General features: G+C 47.0%; 17 protein-coding genes. 9 read left to right on the top strand and 8 right to left on the bottom strand.

Annotated elements, in window-relative coordinates; genetic code table 11:
- Nucleotides 1-42 precede the first annotated feature (42 nt).
- Nucleotides 43-291 (bottom strand): Lpp/OprI family alanine-zipper lipoprotein, encoded by a 249-nt coding sequence (locus tag AC6R0L_RS08765; protein WP_334552872.1) that lies wholly within the window; start codon nt 289-291, stop codon nt 43-45.
- A 394-nt stretch (nt 292-685) separates the two neighbouring features.
- Here AC6R0L_RS08765 and AC6R0L_RS08760 point away from each other — a divergent pair, with 394 nt between their 5' ends.
- The gene (locus tag AC6R0L_RS08760) at nt 686-2,029 is read left to right on the top strand and encodes a DEAD/DEAH box helicase (protein WP_487903023.1); all 1,344 of its coding nucleotides are present in this window, start codon (nt 686-688) and stop codon (nt 2,027-2,029) included.
- 64 nt (nt 2,030-2,093) lie between these two features.
- On the opposite strand, the gene AC6R0L_RS08755 is transcribed toward AC6R0L_RS08760, so the two are convergent.
- On the bottom strand, nt 2,094-3,737 hold the full coding sequence (locus tag AC6R0L_RS08755) for a methyl-accepting chemotaxis protein (RefSeq protein WP_500628884.1): 1,644 nt from the start codon (nt 3,735-3,737) through the stop codon (nt 2,094-2,096).
- 375 nt (nt 3,738-4,112) lie between these two features.
- Here AC6R0L_RS08755 and AC6R0L_RS08750 point away from each other — a divergent pair, with 375 nt between their 5' ends.
- The 4 genes from AC6R0L_RS08750 (at nt 4,113) to pstB (ending at nt 7,622) form a co-directional block, all read left to right on the top strand.
- Nucleotides 4,113-4,934 (top strand): phosphate ABC transporter substrate-binding protein, encoded by an 822-nt coding sequence (locus AC6R0L_RS08750; protein WP_487902909.1) that lies wholly within the window; start codon nt 4,113-4,115, stop codon nt 4,932-4,934.
- 92 nt (nt 4,935-5,026) lie between these two features.
- On the top strand, nt 5,027-5,959 hold the full coding sequence (gene pstC / locus AC6R0L_RS08745; RefSeq protein WP_487902910.1) for a phosphate ABC transporter permease subunit PstC: 933 nt from the start codon (nt 5,027-5,029) through the stop codon (nt 5,957-5,959).
- Between the two features lie 16 nt (nt 5,960-5,975).
- Nucleotides 5,976-6,839 (top strand): phosphate ABC transporter permease PstA, encoded by an 864-nt coding sequence (pstA, locus tag AC6R0L_RS08740; RefSeq protein WP_487902911.1) that lies wholly within the window; start codon nt 5,976-5,978, stop codon nt 6,837-6,839.
- Between the two features lie 33 nt (nt 6,840-6,872).
- Nucleotides 6,873-7,622 (top strand): phosphate ABC transporter ATP-binding protein PstB, encoded by a 750-nt coding sequence (gene pstB, locus AC6R0L_RS08735; protein WP_334552864.1) that lies wholly within the window; start codon nt 6,873-6,875, stop codon nt 7,620-7,622.
- A 515-nt stretch (nt 7,623-8,137) separates the two neighbouring features.
- On the opposite strand, the gene AC6R0L_RS08730 is transcribed toward pstB, so the two are convergent.
- Nucleotides 8,138-8,896 (bottom strand): hypothetical protein, encoded by a 759-nt coding sequence (locus AC6R0L_RS08730; RefSeq protein WP_500628883.1) that lies wholly within the window; start codon nt 8,894-8,896, stop codon nt 8,138-8,140.
- Between the two features lie 54 nt (nt 8,897-8,950).
- Nucleotides 8,951-9,568 carry a curlin subunit CsgB gene (locus AC6R0L_RS08725; RefSeq protein WP_500628882.1) on the bottom strand — a complete coding sequence of 206 codons (618 nt, stop codon included), beginning with the start codon at nt 9,566-9,568 and terminating at the stop codon, nt 8,951-8,953.
- A gap of 409 nt (nt 9,569-9,977) precedes the next feature.
- Between AC6R0L_RS08725 and AC6R0L_RS08720 the strand changes: the two genes are divergently transcribed.
- Genes AC6R0L_RS08720 through AC6R0L_RS08710 form a run of 3 tightly spaced genes read left to right on the top strand, consistent with a single transcriptional unit; the run spans nt 9,978 to nt 11,721 of the window.
- Complete coding sequence (locus tag AC6R0L_RS08720) at nt 9,978-10,442, top strand: curli production assembly/transport protein CsgE (RefSeq protein WP_500626205.1); 465 nt, start codon at nt 9,978-9,980, stop codon at nt 10,440-10,442.
- A 23-nt stretch (nt 10,443-10,465) separates the two neighbouring features.
- Nucleotides 10,466-10,870, top strand: a complete 405-nt coding sequence (locus AC6R0L_RS08715; RefSeq protein WP_500628932.1) for a curli assembly protein CsgF — start codon at nt 10,466-10,468, stop codon at nt 10,868-10,870.
- Between the two features lie 14 nt (nt 10,871-10,884).
- On the top strand, nt 10,885-11,721 hold the full coding sequence (locus AC6R0L_RS08710) for a CsgG/HfaB family protein (RefSeq protein WP_500628881.1): 837 nt from the start codon (nt 10,885-10,887) through the stop codon (nt 11,719-11,721).
- 132 nt (nt 11,722-11,853) lie between these two features.
- On the opposite strand, the gene AC6R0L_RS08705 is transcribed toward AC6R0L_RS08710, so the two are convergent.
- From AC6R0L_RS08705 to AC6R0L_RS08690, 4 genes are all read right to left on the bottom strand, one after another.
- Nucleotides 11,854-13,086, bottom strand: coding sequence for a quaternary amine ABC transporter ATP-binding protein (locus tag AC6R0L_RS08705; protein WP_500628880.1), 1,233 nt, complete (start codon nt 13,084-13,086; stop codon nt 11,854-11,856).
- Entirely contained in the window at nt 13,079-13,978 is a 900-nt protein-coding gene (locus AC6R0L_RS08700; protein WP_500628879.1) for an ABC transporter permease, read from the bottom strand. Before AC6R0L_RS08700 ends, AC6R0L_RS08705 begins: the two co-directional genes overlap by 8 nt.
- A 79-nt stretch (nt 13,979-14,057) precedes the next feature.
- The gene (locus AC6R0L_RS08695; protein WP_500628878.1) at nt 14,058-15,047 is read right to left on the bottom strand and encodes an ABC transporter substrate-binding protein; all 990 of its coding nucleotides are present in this window, start codon (nt 15,045-15,047) and stop codon (nt 14,058-14,060) included.
- 192 nt (nt 15,048-15,239) lie between these two features.
- Nucleotides 15,240-16,985, bottom strand: coding sequence for an SgrR family transcriptional regulator (locus tag AC6R0L_RS08690; RefSeq protein ID WP_500628877.1), 1,746 nt, complete (start codon nt 16,983-16,985; stop codon nt 15,240-15,242).
- Between the two features lie 536 nt (nt 16,986-17,521).
- On the opposite strand from AC6R0L_RS08690, the gene AC6R0L_RS08685 reads away from it, so the two are divergent.
- A partial coding sequence (locus tag AC6R0L_RS08685; protein WP_500628876.1) for a tetratricopeptide repeat protein occupies nt 17,522-18,103 on the top strand: 582 nt, incomplete at its 3' end.

The following is an 18,103-nucleotide window of genomic DNA, read 5'->3' as shown; positions in this document are numbered from 1 at the left end:
AGGGTCTGCATATGCAGACCCTTTCTTTAAAACTTGACTGAATTACTTAGTGTAAGACTGAGCAATGTTGTCGATGCGTTCGTTTGCACGAGCGGCTTCTTCTTGCGCTGCCATTGCTGCGTCGCCTGACTTACGAACGTCTGCTTGCAGTGCTGAAACGTCTTGGCTTAGCTGGCTAACTTGATTGCTTAGCTCGTCCAGTTTCGCTGTTGTTGCTTCGTCTGGACCAGAAGCACAACCTGCTAGTAGAAGAACAGAAGAGGCTGCAGCTGCGATCAACATTTTGTTCATATTAGAACTCCTTGCTTATATGAGTATCATTTAGATTGCCCTATACATTCTTCATCATATAGTGACATTCCACAGTGTAGTGCTAAATATTAACTTCCAAAAGTAGAGAAAAGTCAAAAAAACCCAAGAATTTAGGTAATTATCGAATTTGTTGACGAATGTCTCATTCGTGAGAGTAAATAATGCAAGTGAAGTCAATAATGAGCATCTATCAATAGTAGGGCTGCTGAAACTCATCCAGTGAGAAAGTACGCTTGCGATTGAGAGTCAAGAGGCTTTGATCGATATTTTGACCATACTCTACCCATCACCGTCTATTCTAGGTATCATGTACCGTTTTGATTTCGTCGCTCGATGTAGCGGGCGTCACAGTTTACCGTTCAATGTGGATTTATTGGAGACAACATTGCAGTTCAAAGATTTAGGTTTAGATAATCGCTTATTAAAAAACTTGAACCATTTTAATTTTACCAAGGCGACTGACATTCAAAAGCAAGCGATCCCCGTGGCGATTGCTGGTAAGGATTTACTCGCCTCCTCGAAGACTGGTTCAGGAAAGACACTGGCGTTTGTTCTGCCGATTTTGCACAAGTCTCTAAAAAATAAATCGTTTTCCGCCAAAGACCCACGCGCATTGATTCTAGCGCCAACCCGTGAATTGGCGAAGCAGGTTTACGGTGAATTGCGTTCTATGTTGGGAGGTTTAACGTACGACGCCACCCTGATTTTAGGCGGTGAAAACTTTAACGACCAAGTCAAAGCGCTTAAGCGCTACCCTAAATTCATTGTGGCGACACCAGGGCGTTTAGCCGACCACTTGCAACACAAATCCTTGTTCCTTGATGGCTTGGAAACGTTGGTTCTGGATGAAGCGGATCGTATGTTGGACTTGGGTTTCGCGCCTGAGCTACGTCGTATCCACAATGCAGCCAAGCATCGTCGTCGTCAAACCTTGATGTTCTCGGCCACGTTAGACCACGCAGAGGTCAACAACATCGCTTTTGAAATGCTCAATGCGCCTAAGCGTATCGCTGTAGGCGTGGCCAATGAAGAGCACAAGGACATCACGCAGAAGTTCTACCTGTGTGATCATCTTGATCATAAAGAAGCGATTTTAGATCGCATTCTTGAAGAGGCGCAGTACAAGCAGCTGATCATTTTCACTGCAACACGTGTCGACACTGAGCGTCTGACTGATAAGTTGAACGAGCGCAAGCTCAAAGCGGTAGCGCTGAGCGGGAATCTGAATCAAACTCAACGCAACACCATCATGAGTCAGTTTGAACGTGCCGTGTTTAAGATTCTAGTGACCACCGATGTGGCTTCACGTGGTCTTGATATTGCCAACGTGACCCACGTGGTCAACTTTGATATGCCTAAGCATACTGAAGAGTATGTGCACCGTGTGGGCCGCACGGGTCGAGCGGGTAACAAGGGTGATGCCATTTCGCTAGTAGGACCAAAAGATTGGGACAGCTTTAAGCGTGTGGAAGCTTATCTGCAGCAAGACATTGCCTTTTCTGAGCTGGAAGGTTTGAAAGGCAAGTTCAAAGGTTTGAAGCCGCGTAAGCCCGATTTTCGTAACAAAGCCAAACCGAACAAGAAAGCCACCACGACTAAGAAAAAGGCGTCAACTAAGCCTGTTAAGCGTGATAAAGGATTCTACCAAAACGTGGCGGTGGGCGATTCGGTGTTTATTCCGAAGAAGAAAGTCGCGCCGAGTAGCGACGACGAATAATCTCAGCATCAACGCACAACATAATAAGGGACTGCCGAGGCAGTCCCTTTGTCTATCTCACGCTTTAGACTTTAAAGAATCCAAGCTGCTGCTTTTGATTTTCAGCCAGTGCCGAGAGCTCTTGGCTGGCGGCGGCGGCTTGAGTGATACCAGTGACGTTTTGGCTCACTAACTCATATATGTTGCTGAGGTTGTTGTTGACGTCGGAGGTAACTTGCCCTTGTTCTTCGGACGCGATAGCGACTTGAGCGTTAATGCTCGACAGGTCGGAAATCGACGTGGAAATATCACGCAGCGAGACACTGACTAACTTTGCTTGCTCTTGACTGCGAGTGATCATCTCAAGGCTTGAATTCACGCTGTCATTGGCACTGCCCGACTGTTTTTGCAACTCTTCGATAATAGTCTGGATCTCTTTTGTCGACTCCTGTGTGCGTGCAGCAAGCATGCGAACTTCATCGGCGACTACAGCAAAACCACGACCACTTTCACCTGCACGCGCCGCTTCAATCGCTGCGTTTAGGGCAAGCAAGTTGGTTTGCTCAGAAATGCTCTCAATCACTTCAATCACTTTGCCGATTTGCTCAGATTGATCTTTGAGTGAGTGAACCACTTGCGCAGCATCCGATAATTGACGCGCCATTTTCTCGCTCTCACGAGTATTCTCATCAAAGACTGCCAAACTCTCTTTTGCCAGTTTATCTGCTTTAAGCGCTGCAGAGTCGGCCAGATTGGCGTTTTGCGTCACTTCGGTTGCCGTGCCCTCCATCTGGTTGATCGCCGACGCCACTTGCTCCACTTCGTTCTTCTCTTGGTCGGAGTTGACGCTCGATTGTGTCATCACTGCCGCTAACTCCGTAGAGGCGGACGCGACATCCACACTGATTCGAACCAATGAGTCGACGGTTTGCTGGAGTTTGCTCACGGTACTGTTGAAGTCTTTAGAGAGTGCAGTGATCTCGTTGTTGCCTTCTTCTTGCACGCTAACGAGTAGATTGCCGTGCGCCAATTGTGTCATGGCTTGTTGTAGGCGCTGAATCGGCGTGACGATGATTCCGGCCAGCAACCAACTTAATATCAACGCGATGGCGAGCACAGCGACAAGACCGATGATACTGCTGTTCATCACCGAAGAGTGGGTTGCCTCACTGCGATGCAGGTCATCCAATGCCAGTTCATTGAGCTTAGTGGAGAGGTGGTCAATGGCTGATACCATCTCTTGCCCGGCCTGGCGGTAGACTGCCGAAGCTTGCTCAAAACGTTGGTCAAACGCCGCACTGGATTGGGTCTGTTGATGTTTCTGATTGAGGAGCGGCACCATAGTATTGATGGAGTAGCGAACGTAGTGCTCGATGGCCTCTTTCATAGCCGAGACTTCTTTTTGCAAGCCCTCTACAGTATTGAGTGAGTCCAGCAGACGTTGATTTTCGCTCTGTTTTTCTAACAAGGTGCTGGCGAGTCCATCAACATCTTCTGCTCGAAACAAGCTGTAGATAGCTTTGATACGCATACCGTAGGTGTTGTCGATAATGTCAGTGAGTTCTTCTTTGTGATTGACGAGATGTTCAGTGGAGCTTTTGACGGTGCCAAACGCGTGAGTCAGGCTATTTGAGCTATAAGTGATGCCTGCGATGAGCAAGATCAGAGTGAATATCACAGGTACAACAACTTGTACCTTGATAGAAAGGTTACTGAGTAACTGGCGCATTAGTGGTCCTCTACATACGAAACTGAATAAGATATGTTGTTTTTATAGTTAAGGAGAATGATTCTAATTTGTCTCTGATTTATTTCAATGATCAAATTTATCTTACATAGATAAGTTTGACCCCACGTTATGCAACTTATATTTGCATTAATATCAGATGGTTGATTCTTACCCACTAGATTGATGAGAAAGAGAAGGGCACACCAAGAGTGGTCGAGGTGGTGTAGGCGTCAGTGATGCGCTGATGTCGAGAAATAAGACTGATGTGTCATATAGGCTTCAACGAAGTGAAACACAACTGTCACATTTGAGTCCTAAAGTGAGCAGCGTTCAAGTGAAACACAACGGCAATAAAGCCAACTTAAGGAAATTGTGATGAAAAAGACAGTAATCGGTGCAATCGCACTTCTAGGCGCCATGGCAGTGACTCCTGTTTCTGCTAAAGAAACAATCTCTGCTGTAGGTTCTAGCAGCGTAACTCCACTGATGGAAGTTTTCTCTGAAACATACATGAAGTCAAACTCTGATGTGTTTATCGAAGTTCAAGGACCAGGTTCTTCTGCGGGCGTGAAAGCGGCGAAGAACGGCAGTGCTGACCTTGGCATGTCTTCTCGTAACCTGAAAGAGTCTGAGAAAGAGCCAACATTGAAAGAGCTAACAGTTGCACTCGACGGTATCGCTGTTGTGGTGAACCCTAAGAACGATCTTAAAGGTCTAACTGCTGAGCAAGTAACGGCTATCTACACAGGCGAAGTGACGAACTGGAAAGACGTGGGCGGCGCAGACAAGCCTATCGTAGCGATCACGCGCGATACTGCATCAGGTACACGTGGCGCGTTCGAAGACATCATGAGCCTTAAGAAGAAGATCTCGGGCAAAACTGTGTCAGCGATTTCTCAGCGTGCTCAAGTGGCCAACGGTAACGGTGCTCTTAAAACCATGGTTGCCTCTAACCCATACGCGATTGGTTACATCTCTCTAGGTACCGTTGACGAGTCGGTTCACGCACTAGCGATTGACGGTGTCGATGCAACGGTTGACAACGTGAAAGGCGGTTCTTACAAAGTGGCGCGTCCTTTCCTAGTTCTTTACCGTGAAGGTCAACCTACTGCGGCAACACAGAAGTTCCTAGACTGGATGGTGTCTGACGACGCACAAGCGCTTGTTGACCAAAAAGGTTACATCTCAGTTAAGTAACGCCAGTAAGATATTAATTGCTCAGCCCCCTTTGGGCTGAGCCTTTTCTCACTCTGAAACGAGTGTTTCACTCGTTATCTCGGTAAGATTTTATGACCATCGCAACAAGTAGTGAAAAGCTTATGAATACTCAAGCGACTCAAGTATCTAAGCCAAGTCTTCGTGCCAAAAAGCGCGTTGATTGGAAAGAGCGCATCTTCCATGGCTTATTCTTAACCAGTGCTATTATCGGCATTGTTTCTCTCGCCATCATTGCTTACTTCATTTTTAGAGAATCCATTCCTGCCTTTCAAGAAGCGGGGATTACCGGCATTGTTTTAGGCCAAGACTGGTTGCCACCGGCACTGTATGGTGTGGCGACCATGATTGTCGCTTCGATTGTGTCCACCTTTGGCGCAGTGATTGTGGGTGTGCCGATTGGTGTATTGACTGCCATCTTTATTGCGGAAATCGCGCCTAAACGTTTAGCGGATGTGATTCGCCCAGCGGTTGAGCTGTTAGCGGGTATCCCTTCGGTCGTCTACGGCTTCTTTGGCCTAGTCATCATCGTTCCGCTGATTCAAAACATTTTCAATGTGCCTGCGGGTAACACCATTTTGGCCGGTATCATTGTACTCGGGGTGATGATTCTTCCTACGGTCATTACTGTGTCTGAAACCTCGATTCGCGCTGTGCCTCGTTCCTACAAAGAAGGGTCGTTAGCGCTGGGGGCGTCAAAAATCTACACCATATTTAAGCTTCTCGTTCCAGCGGCGCGAAGCGGCATCATGACTGGGGTTATCTTAGGTATTGGTCGCGCATTGGGCGAAACGATGGCGATCATTATGGTCATGGGTAACGCACCAGCGATGCCACAAGGCATTTTAGATTCCGCGCGTACGTTGACCGCTAACATTGCCATTGAAATGTCCTACGCAAGCGGTGTACATGCGAACGCTCTCTACGCAACGGGCGTGGTACTGTTGGCCTTTATCATGATGTTAAACGGTGCATTGTTGTACTTAAACCGCGAAAAAGCGAAATAAGCGATAGGTGAAGATTATGGACCGCGTGAAATTAAAACAGTCTCGAGAGCGTAAGGATCAGATCCTCAATGCGTTTGTTTGGTTGTCCGCTGCGCTGACAGTTGGCTTCCTATTTTGGATTATCTGGTACATTCTTTCGAATGGCCTACAGCATGTTGATTGGAAATTTATCTCTGGCGATTACACTCGAACCGGTGATGAGCAAGGTATCTTTCCGATGATTGTATCGACCATTTACATGGTTATCGCATCAATTGCGGTTGCGGCCCCGATGGGCATCATGACCGCCATCTACCTAACAGAATACGCCAAAGTGGGCAGTAAACTGGTCAAAGTTATCCGTTTCTGTACTGAGTCACTGGCGGGTATTCCATCGATCATCTTTGGTCTGTTTGGTATGACATTCTTTGTGGCGATTTTGGGACTGGGCTTCTCTATCCTGTCGGGTGCATTGACGCTGAGTATCTTAATTCTTCCCGTGATCATCCGAACTACGGAAGAGGCGTTGATGTCCGTACCACAAACATACCGTGAAGGCTCATATGGCCTTGGCGCATCGAAAATTTACACTATCTGGCGCCTAATTTTGCCAAGCGCAATGCCAGGTATCTTAACCTCGGTCATTCTAAGTATTGGTCGTGTGATTGGTGAGTCTGCCCCTGTATTTCTCACCGCAGGTATGGTCGCGCGTATTCCTGATTCGTTATTCGATTCAGGCAGAACGCTGACGGTACACCTGTACAAGCTCACTACCGAGCTCTTCACGATAGATGAGTGGAATCAGGCCTATGGAACTGCGACAGTGCTGATTGTGGTTGTTCTATTGATCAACATGATCACTAAACTGATTGCTCGCCGCTTCAATACCGCGACTTACTGATCGCTGACTGACCAAATTTAAGAGATTAAGACCATGAACAAATTCAATATTGAAAATCTAGACCTGTTTTACGGTGAGAACCAAGCCCTTAAATCGATCAACCTTCCGATCCCAACCCGTCAGGTGACGGCGTTGATTGGGCCTTCAGGCTGTGGTAAATCGACGCTGTTGCGCTGCTTAAACCGCATGAATGACTTGATTGAAGGTGTGACTATCAAAGGCTCGCTTGAGATGGACGGCACCGACATCTACGGCAACATTGACGTGGCGGATTTGCGCATTCGTGTTGGGATGGTATTCCAAAAACCTAACCCTTTCCCTATGAGCATTTATGAAAACGTGGCTTACGGTTTGCGCGCTCAGGGTATCAAAGATAAAAAGCACATCGATGAAGTGGTAGAGCGCTCACTGCGTGGCGCAGCTCTGTGGGATGAAGTCAAAGATCGCCTGAAATCCCATGCCTTTGGTTTGTCGGGTGGTCAGCAGCAGCGTCTATGTATCGCGCGTACGATTGCGATGGAACCGGATGTGATTTTGATGGATGAACCGACGTCCGCGCTTGACCCAATCGCGACTCACAAAATCGAAGAACTGATGGAAGAGCTGAAAAAGAACTACACGATCGTGATTGTGACGCACTCCATGCAACAAGCACGTCGCATCTCGGATCGCACGGCGTTTTTCTTAATGGGTGAGTTAGTTGAGCATGACGATACACAAGTTATCTTCAGCGACCCTAAAGACGATCGCACCAAAGGTTACGTGAACGGCGACTTTGGTTAATTCTTAGCGGCTAACTAACAGAATTTACTGGCAATATCACTATAATAATATGCGATGGTACTTTGCCCCTCTTTTAGAGGGGCTTTTTTGTGCCCGTCTTTTACTCATGACAGTCTTTTGCTCATGGCATTAGTGAAGATTGAGATTTTTAAACTAACGTGATTGGTTTTCTGACAATGTGCAGTCTTGATGTAAGGACAAATGAAGCGGTGCCACTTGAGGGGCGCTCAGTAACAGTGTGACGGGAAGCGTATCGAGGGAAACCGTGACGCGCGAACCTGGGCTCAACGAGCTTTGAATCGTGTTTGTACCTTGCAGTTTAATCTTGCTGCCAGAGGGGGTTGTGGGCAGCGCAGTGATAGTGAGATGGATAGAGGTAGGACTATTGTGCTCACAGTGGAGTGTCACATATGGAGGGAGCGTCTGAAGGGTGGGAAAGGCCAGTGTTTGGAAGGAGAATAGGAAAGCGATACCCGGAGGTATCGCTTTGTTGCTATATATATTCATTCGAAACATTAGTTTTGAATGATAGTAACGTTTGATGCGTACGTAAAGCCAGCAGTAACCGTTGCCATATCGTTACTAGTTTGATCAATGATTACATCGTTCCACGAAGCATGGAACATGTCTACAGTGGCAGTAGATTCACTACCCATTTGGTCGATGTCAACCAAGTTGTGTTCACTACTTGTATCTAGGTAAACATAAGCTTCGTTGTCATCACCGCGTTGCTCTGTGAACACATCGTTATCATGGCTTGCATTCGTTATCTCAACCAAAACATCGTTGTCGTCGCCGCGACGAACTAAATTTTTGACGGTATTGCCATCGCTGTCTGAAATGTAATTTTCGATAGTATTTCGATCAGCACCGCGTAACACCTGAGCTACGGTTGTATTTCCGTCACCATTGATCTCTACATCAACAGTATTGTTTCCTGCTACGCCCGTGATATTTACGGTTGAACTGTTATCATCGCCAGTTTGTTGAATATCAATATCATTCTCGTAGGCTCGACCACCCCAGTATACGCCCGTTACATCAACGTCGGCGGCATTGCTATTTCCAGTTTGTGTAATATCGACAGTTGTGTACATGGTGTTTTGAAGATCGACTTCCGCACCATTTCCGAGGTAGGTACTCGCATGGGCGGTGTTTTGAGTAATGTTCACGTTTTCTACATAACTGGTTTGCATGTTAACAACAGCATCGTTACCTGCATAAACAGCCGATGATGCCAAAATAGCTGTGATTGTGATTGCTAACTTTTTCATGAATAGATCCTTACTTTTGTCCATTTATAGTGATGTTATCCTTTACGTTGTGCGTCATTGCTCAACGTAAATACTGCGATGCATTGAGTTCTTTATGAAGATAAAGTCATCTCCATCCTGATTAATTCCATAACTGGCATTACTTTTATCAATCACAACGGCAATGTTATTATCATTGACTTGTGAAATGCTGATATCACTGCCATAACTAGACAAACACCTGCGACCGCTGCATTGTTCTAGATAAGCCAGGTTGAAATCCCCATCTTGTTTGATATAGCCAGTGTGGTCTTGACCATTTTGTACTAGTACGGCCACATTATGTCGTCCAGATTGCTCCACCATCCCGGTGTTATCTGAGCCTGTCTGAGATACAATTGCTGTACTCGAATCAGTTTTATCTTGTATTACCTTGGCCTTATTTTTTCCGTTCCCAATGTGATGTTGGTTAATAAAAACATTTGAATCAACACTGTTATTCAGAATGACCTCTGCATAATTACCTGGAGAGGTGTTTAATTCATCAAATTCAATAAAGCTATCTGAATTATTAAACTCTCCAAAGACCTTCGACATTTCGTCGAAATCATGTCGTGTACCGCCATATGCATGAGCCATGGATAATAAAGATAAGACGACAAAACCTTTCTTGATATAGTTGAGATTTTGCACCTTAACCTCCGTTATTTAGGTGTTCAGCGAGTTGCTGTCTCCATAACTCACGATTAATTATGCTCGCACTACCACTAAATACAATGAACTTAAAATTGAAAATTAATCAGATCAATTTTCTTTTTAATGAGACGGTTTCTTGTAATGGGCAATCTAAAGTTTAATTAAACTTGTTTCATAACTAGTTATTTCGTTTACTTTCTATTTAAATTATTGATATTTAATAAATTTAATTGATGTCCAATGGGCTATGAGTTAGAGGGCTAGCGATTGTCTTCTACATAGATGGCTGGTTTAGTCTCAATATTGAGATGGGCAAGATTGTTTGAATAGTATCCTTTTATCTTTTTTAAAGATCATATAAGTTTTAACCATGATCATACTTCTCATGCAAAAGTGGACAATTAGAATGAATCGAATAAACACCTTTACGTCTATGTGTATTGGTTTTTTTCTTTGCTTAGTTAACCACTTGGGCTTTGCAGAAGAGATAGAAGGTGTGAAGAATTCGAGTGGCAGTCAACATATAGAAAGCAACGAATTTTATGCTGAGGTTGAAGGGCTGATCGTGGATAGAACAATGACGCGGCTAGGTGATGATTTTTATTTTTTCTTCACTCAGTACATGAATGATCGCCATGGTTCATTACAAGAAAACTTAGTAGTCAAGGAGCGCCCTACTGCGTTGTCTGGCAGTATTATCAGCGTTCTTCATCGCGACAAAGTTATTTATCGTACGGCGTTGTCCCCAGGAAGAAAAACAGCGCAGGACAAAGCCAAAGATGCACTTAGTGCAGTCACTAACTATTTATTGAGATGGAAAGCTCAGCGTGAGTATCAAGATACTTTTGATCTCGAACGTGATGAGTTCTGAAGGGAATAATGATGAAAATAAAGATGATGTTTCGGCAGTGTGTAACGTTAGTCTGCCTCTTTACTGGCAGTCTTTACGCAACGGAGCTGGTGTATACGCCAGTGAATCCTAGCTTTGGTGGTAACCCGCTCAACAGTTCACATTTGTTTGGTGTGGCGAATGCAATCAATGGTTATGAAGGTCCAGACAACGGGCTAGATTTTGAAGAGGAATCGGCGCTCGATCGACTAGCGAATAGCTTAGAATCACGCTTGATTAGCCAACTGTTATCAGACGTAGGGAATGGGAATACGGGTCAGTTAGAGACAGACGACTTTTATCTCAATATTGTCGACAACGGTGGCACATTGACGGTGCAAATTGTGGATAAAATCTCCGGTGAATCAACCGAGATAAAAGTTGCGGGCTTAAACCCGGATAATAATTAGAACGGAGACTACCCATGCGCCTGATTACTCTCACTTTACTCTGTGGCTTATTATCCGGTTGTGCCATTTCTATGGATATGCCTGATACCGACGAAGCACCGACTTTGATGCCACGCGGGGCAACTTACCAAGACTTGGTCAACCTACCTGAACCTCGAGGTAAGATTTTGGTTTCTGTCTACGACTTCCGCGATCAAACCGGTCAATATAAACCTCAACCTAACAGTAACTTCTCGACCGCGGTCCCCCAAGGTGGTACGGCGCTGTTGACTGCGTCTTTGCTTGACTCCAAATGGTTTGTGCCGCTTGAGCGTGAAGGCCTACAAAACTTGTTGACCGAGAGAAAGATCATTCGAGCAGCACAAAATAAGGGCTCAGGTGCAGAAAACCACGGTGATGATTTGAGTGCACTGAGCTCTGCTAATGTCGTGATTGAGGGCGGTATTGTCGCCTATGACTCAAACATTAAAACCGGCGGTGCCGGGGCGCGTTATCTTGGCATCGGCTCATCGGGGACATACCGAACAGACCAAGTCACAGTGAACTTGCGTGCGGTGAATGTTCGTACGGGGCAGATTCTGCTTAGTGTCACCACGAGCAAGACGATATTTTCCCATGAACTGACGGCAGGAGCGTTTCGCTTTATTGACTACCAAGATTTACTTGAAGTCGAAGCGGGGTACACGAACAACGAGCCAGTGAACGTCGCTGTGATGTCTGCGATAGATGCGGCGGTCATTCACGTCATTGTTCGAGGTATCAGTCAAGGACTTTGGCAACCGGCTAACCCAGAAGACAGAAACAACGCGTTGCTAAAAAAATACGCCAAACAGACACATCAGATTTTATAAAAGCAAACCTAAGGCCAAAAGCCTGTCTATTCAGAAAAGTCACGCCTATACAGATCGTATAGGCGTTTTTCTGTCTGCTCGTATCACTTAAGTGCTGAATCGTGATTGAGGGAGAGTGGTGTTTACTATCACCTAGGAGGGAGTATTGGCGGGTTTATCCTTGTCATCCTGTGCCGCGTCCTCGCCCGTGTCGGCAAATATCTCCGCTACTGCGCTGCGCTCTAACTCGCCTTGCAGATTCCCTTCGTCATCAACGACGGGTAGAGAGTAGTCGTACGACATGGTATCGACCAGCACCTCTTCGATGGCAGAGTCGGCAGAGACCGTCGGCACTTCCTCATAGATTTCCTGATTGATTGCGTCTTCGCCATGTTCTTTGGCGGCATCCATCAGACCCTCTTTTGTCAACACGCCCTGATACCCCTCTTCAGTGACATGATAGGCGTAATCTTGTTTGAAGCCTTTCATCTGTTTGATGGCGTCTTGAATTGTGGTGGCGGTAATGCGATACGCGGGTGGGTTCATCACGGTTTCCACCGTGAGCGCGCGAGCACGATTGACGTCTTTGACAAACGCCTCAACGTAATCATCAGCAGGGTTCAAGAGGATATCGTCCGGTGTGCCTTGCTGAACCAACTCACCATCTTTGAGGATGGCAATTCTGTCGCCCAATCTCAGAGCTTCATCCAGATCGTGAGTAATAAACACGATGGTTTTGTGCAGCTTTTCTTGCAGCTCGATAAGCTGATCTTGCATTTCACTGCGGATCAGTGGGTCGAGCGCCGAGAACGCTTCATCCATAAGCAGGATTTCGGCATCGGTACATAGGGCACGTGCTAAACCGACACGTTGCTGCTGTCCCCCTGAGAGCTGAGAAGGGTACTGGTTTTGATAGCCTGACAGCCCAACGGTATCGAGCCACTCATTGGCTTTTTTTAAGCGCTCTGGTTTTGCGATGCCCTGAATTTCTAACCCGTACGCGACATTGTCGACAACCGTACGGTGAGGGAGCAGGCCAAAGCGCTGAAATACCATCGACATTTTGTGACGGCGGAACTCTTCAAGCTCACTTTGACTGAGCTTCATCACATCGGTCCCTTCGACCAAAATCTGGCCTTCGGTGGGGTCGATGAGTCGATTAAAGTGTCGAATCAAGGTGGATTTTCCAGAGCCTGACAGGCCCATGATGACAAAAATCTCCCCTCTATTGATTTGGAGATTGATCTCTTTAAGTCCGACAGTGTGGCCGGTTTCAGCGAGTACATCGTCTTTGCTTTGACCCTGCTTGACTTGCTCCATGACAGAGTGTGGCTTGGCGCCGAAGACCTTGTACAAGCCACTGATTTCAATAAGTGGTTTAGTCATGTTTCAGATCTCCTAGATGAGCTTGGGTGCGCTTAGCGTACGCTTGCGAGGCTCGGTCAAACAAAATAGCCAGTACGACGATGGCAAAACCATTGAGTAGGCCTAAGGTAAAGTATTGGTTGGTGATGGATTTAAGCACGGGTTGCCCAAGGCCTTTTACGCCGATCATAGAGGCAATCACCACCATCGATAGCGCCATCATGATGGTTTGGTTGATGCCAGCCATGATGGTGGGCATCGCCAGTGGTAGCTGTACGCCAAACAGCCGTTGTTTGGCGCTAGCGCCAAAGGCCGTGGCGGCTTCGAGCACCTCTTTGTCGACCAAGCGGATACCGAGGTTGGTTAGGCGGATAACCGGAGGGATCGCATAAATCACCACGGCAATGAGCCCCGGAATTTTACCGATGCCGAGTAGCATCACGACCGGAATGAGATACACAAACGCGGGCATGGTTTGCATGATGTCCAACATCGGCGTGACGACAGATTGCACTCGATTTGAACGCGCCATCGCAATACCAATAGGGATACCAAGCATAATAGATAGCATGGTGCAGACAGTGATGATACTCAGCGTTCGCATAGTATCTTCCCACATACCAAAATAGCCAATGAAAATTAGTGAGATAAAACACCCGACACCCAATTTCCAAGAGCGGCTGGCCAAATAAACAAGCGCGGTACAGACCGCAAGAACAATAACCCAAGGCGTGGAGAGGAGCAGTTTTTCAAACCAAATTAAAAATGAGAGCAGTGGGTCAAAGAAAGACTCGATCATTTCACCGTATTCGCGAGAAAACTCGCGGTAGGCACCATCGAGTGTTTTGCGAATCGCTCGCAAATCTGAGCGTTCCATTTCTGGAAAGCTGCTAAACCAACTATCACTAGACATCGTGTTTATTCCTTTTATTCTCCTTCACGCGTCGCGCGTGAAGGAGTACAACTTATAACAGAGTTAAGGGAGGAGGGGGTTAGAGCGCTTTGGTCACTTTGTCCGCAACGTCTGCAGGTACCCAAGCTTGCCAGATCTGTGGGTAGGACTCTAAGAAGTGGAACATGGCTTCCTCACTGTCTGCTTGGTTGTCTTCCATCCAAGCCAGCAACTGGTTCATGTCAGCGTTAGTAAAGCCACGCTTTGTGAAGTAGTCATACGCTTCTGGTGAGCGAGTAGCGAACTCTTCTGTCGTGATGGTGTGGACGGGGGAAGGTGGGTACATCGTCGCTTTAGGCTCCGCACAGTCCGGTTGCGAAGTACAGTTGACGAACTCATCTAAGTCAACACCACTACCAAAATCGACTTTGACCATGTTGTATTTACCTAACACGGCGGTCGGTGCCCAGTAGTAACCGAACCAACCTTGTTCACGCTCATAGGCTTTGGCGATAGAGCCAGATAGACCGGCACTTGAGCCTGGATCAATGATGGCAAATCCCGCTTCTTCTAATTTCAGTGCGCGGAATAGGTTCCCAGCGCTGATTTGACAGTTCCAGCCCGCAGGACAGCTGTAAAAACCGCCTAACTCGTCATCTTCAGGATGCTCAAAGAGTTTGGCATGCTTTTTCACCCCTTCAATGGTGGCGATTTCAGGGTATTGTTCGACTAAATAGGCAGGTACCCAAAACCCTTCTTCACCACCATCAACGAGGGATTTGCCCGCGTAGCGCAGACGCTTTTCCTCAACCCCTTTGTCTAGGGCATCCTTTAGCGCGTTACTCCATAATTCTGGGGCCACATCAGGTTGGCCTTTTTCAATCATTGATGTACCGGTGGGCATAGTGTCGCCGGGGATCAGTTCAGCATCACAGCCATAGCCGTGCTCGAGAATAAATCGATCAATGTTGGCCATCAAACTGGCGGAGTTCCAGTTCATATCAGCGATGGTGACAGAGCCACACTCACTTGCCTGTGAGTGAAAGGCAACAGAAGAGAGCGCAATTAGCGCGGCGGATTTGAGTTTCATTATTATTTCCCTTTTAAATGAATCCGTTAATAGAATAGTGAATTAATCATTAGAGTTCAAATTAACAAACGGACGAAGAGCTCGATTTTCAAGATAAAAAGCGACCTTTTAGGGATTTAATGACGAAGTTAGCACCGATTATCTGCGCACAATGCATAGTTACAGAATGATACCCGTTCGAGGTCGAATGAGTTAATCAATAGACCAGACATTTTTAATGTCTGGCCAGCCCCAGTTGGTGAGCTCGACGTCTTTGAGCACCCCCTCAAATCTGAGTGTTTGCCGATGATGGAACAGTGGCGACAGCCAAAACTGATTGATGAGAGCAGAGGCGATGGGCTCTAGCGCCTCTAAGTAGTTCGCCAGTGGTGTCGTGCTGCGTAGATCATCTAGCGTGCTCAGCAGCCAGCGTTTGGAGTCTTCGCCAATGCAAGCTTGGACAATCGGGTTGTGGTAGAGGCTGTTGAACGCTGAGGCGTGGCGATTGTCATCGAGGTTGATATTGGTGACGATCAGAGACGCTTGTAACTGACCACTTTCAGCGAGCGCAGTCAGCTCACGATAAGAATAGGAGTGAACAGTGACTTCAACGCCAAGGGTTTCGAGTAACGACTGAATAGCGAGTGCGCAGCTTTGCAGCGCGGTATAGTCGTAAACGGCAATGCTGATGTGATTGGGCAGCGGTACACGAGGCATCGTGGGTCGAATCACTTTATGCCACATCGGCAGTAAGTTTTGCGCGACCTCACAACCGAACGCACGTCCGCTCTCTTGTAACTGCTTGAGCACTCGCAGAGGGGTGATAAAGGTTGAAAGAAAACGGCGTTGAGCATCGTTGAGCGTATTGCACGCCGTTTGATTAAATAGGACAAACATACAGCCATCTTCAACCCGAGAGCGCTTGATGTCGGTGTGCGGTTCATGGCTCACCGCATGTGAGAGATAGTGGTGACAGGGATCTTGCGCACCCGGTTGGTTTGTCTCGATTTGTTTTTTGTGGGCAGTGGGCTCTTCAATTTGCCAGATGGTTACTTGGTCGGTAAGCGCGCGGCAGGCATAGAAGCGCTCGAACGCTTGCAGGTTCAGTTTGGCACTGGAATGTTCGCTTACTTCAAAGGGGCCGGACCCGACAACTTGTGATTGTTTGGTGTCGTGGACTTGGCTCGGCGGTTGAATGGAATACTTCACGCCAGAGAGCAAGCCACCAAATCCTTGGTCGGGAAGGGAGAGTTCGAACATCACTTTATTGTGCCCGGGCGAGTGCACGGATGTTAAATGGGATAATTCACTGCGGTAATGGCCAAGCTCACGCAATTGCTCAAACAGCGCCACAACACTGTTTGCGTCGATTGGCGCACCATTGTGAAACGTTAGGCCAGGGCGCAAATAAAACGTCCATGTTAGTGCGTCTTCATCATAGTGCCAATGATGAGCCAGTTGAGGAGTAAGCACTCCGTCATTGGTACAGCCAACCAGACAACAATAGAGCTGGCGAATTAGATAGCGCTCACTTGAGCGTTGCAGCTGATGGGGTACTAACCGCTCAAATGCACGTTTGTAAGTTAACTGTATATGCAGCCTTCCTTCACGTAGCGTCGCACCGGAGGTGTGTTGTAGGAGGCGGCCAAACTCTATTTGGTCGTCATCGAGGATCTGGAGTGCTTTCTCGTATTGGCCTTGACTGATACGGGCAGCGGCAAGTTGCGATTTCAAATCAAATAAGGCGTAGTGAAGTGTCAACGAGGAGCGTTGATTACGCCCCGCTTTTGGTGCCCAACTCAACCAGTTCAGTGCTTGCATCTGACCAAGCAAATTGCGAGCGTGCCGGGGTGTCGTACACAAATGTTCTGCCACCGTTGGTAGCGCAATCTTAATCGTTGTGCTTGTTCCTAGCGGCGCAAGGCGAGAATAATAGCGCTGTAAATTGAGGTCAGACACTAGGCCTCCAATAATGAGAACAGAAAGTAAATGTGATTTCCGTGTTTTGGCGAAATTCACGCTTCTTGGCCGGTATGAAGCCGATATGTCGATTATATGGGAAAGACCAAGAAAAATTTAGACTCTTTTTTCTTTCCTTATTAAGTCGCACACTGACGCTGTACTAAGGAGGCATGAATGAACAAAACAACTTACCCCATCACCAGATATTATTGTCAGCGTTTAATGATCACTCGCTCTTCGCTCGAGCGCGCCGCGATTATGGCGCTTCCTTATCTCGTAGAGGGTTAACTCGAGCCCTCGATACTCGGCGCTGTTGATTAATGCTCCTACCCCCACAGAAGATTCTTCAGCGCCACCTTTTTCAATACCAGATTTGCTGTGTATTGTGAGAGAATTTTATGTTTTTACCCAAGGGGTCTCGCTATCGTCGCCAATAATCGTCGCTGCGTTAGGAATGAATGGTATGATGGAAGCCTTAAGAAAGTGGGCTTATCGCCGATATAAGCCGCAACAGAACTGAAACTAAGACCATCATGAATATAGTGGGTATCGCGATTGGCGCGACCGGATTATTGTTACTGTGCCTGTTTCTTTGGATGCTGGCACTCTCGCTGCGTAAAAAGCGTTTAGAGAATGAGCGTAAAGCGCGCGATATGGCGCTACGAAAAGCCATCGAGAAGAATCGTAAGCAGGAAAAAGAGGAACGCTTGTATAAAGCAGAGTCTGGCCATGTCCCGACGATTCTGTATTTAGCGAAAGAAGCGGAGCGCCATAACATTCAAGAAGCCTTGTATTGGTATACCAAAGCGGCCAAACAGGACAATGTGACCGGGATGTATGGCGTGGTGCGTATCAGCAATCGCATGAAACAAGATGTGATCTTGAAGGAGCAAGCCAAGTATTGGCAAACGTGCATTGCCGCCCATGAGGGGAGTCTTCCTCATCGCTTTGAGATGGGGGTAGCGCTATTCCACGGCCGTGGCGTCGAGAAAGACATTGTGAAAGCGCTAGAGACGATAGAAAGCGCCGCCAAGCAAAACTTTGTTGATGCGATCAACTTCCTTGGCGACTGGTATATTGCACCGAATAACCCACAGACCAATCCGACAAAATCG

This window comes from Vibrio sp. R15-SG3-ISO1A, from assembly GCF_059833955.1.
This window is presented reverse-complemented; position numbering and strand designations above follow the sequence as displayed.

Coding starts and splice junctions, on each gene's coding strand:
- pstC (WP_487902910.1), top strand. CDS start 5,027: ATGACCATCGCAACAAGTAGTGAAAAGCTTATGAATACTCAAGCGACT.
- AC6R0L_RS08750 (WP_487902909.1), top strand. CDS start 4,113: ATGAAAAAGACAGTAATCGGTGCAATCGCACTTCTAGGCGCCATGGCA.
- AC6R0L_RS08705 (WP_500628880.1), bottom strand. CDS start 13,086: ATGACTAAACCACTTATTGAAATCAGTGGCTTGTACAAGGTCTTCGGC.
- pstB (WP_334552864.1), top strand. CDS start 6,873: ATGAACAAATTCAATATTGAAAATCTAGACCTGTTTTACGGTGAGAAC.
- AC6R0L_RS08755 (WP_500628884.1), bottom strand. CDS start 3,737: ATGCGCCAGTTACTCAGTAACCTTTCTATCAAGGTACAAGTTGTTGTA.
- AC6R0L_RS08700 (WP_500628879.1), bottom strand. CDS start 13,978: ATGTCTAGTGATAGTTGGTTTAGCAGCTTTCCAGAAATGGAACGCTCA.
- AC6R0L_RS08710 (WP_500628881.1), top strand. CDS start 10,885: ATGCGCCTGATTACTCTCACTTTACTCTGTGGCTTATTATCCGGTTGT.
- AC6R0L_RS08715 (WP_500628932.1), top strand. CDS start 10,466: ATGATGTTTCGGCAGTGTGTAACGTTAGTCTGCCTCTTTACTGGCAGT.
- AC6R0L_RS08695 (WP_500628878.1), bottom strand. CDS start 15,047: ATGAAACTCAAATCCGCCGCGCTAATTGCGCTCTCTTCTGTTGCCTTT.
- AC6R0L_RS08720 (WP_500626205.1), top strand. CDS start 9,978: ATGAATCGAATAAACACCTTTACGTCTATGTGTATTGGTTTTTTTCTT.
- pstA (WP_487902911.1), top strand. CDS start 5,976: ATGGACCGCGTGAAATTAAAACAGTCTCGAGAGCGTAAGGATCAGATC.
- AC6R0L_RS08730 (WP_500628883.1), bottom strand. CDS start 8,896: ATGAAAAAGTTAGCAATCACAATCACAGCTATTTTGGCATCATCGGCT.
- AC6R0L_RS08765 (WP_334552872.1), bottom strand. CDS start 291: ATGAACAAAATGTTGATCGCAGCTGCAGCCTCTTCTGTTCTTCTACTA.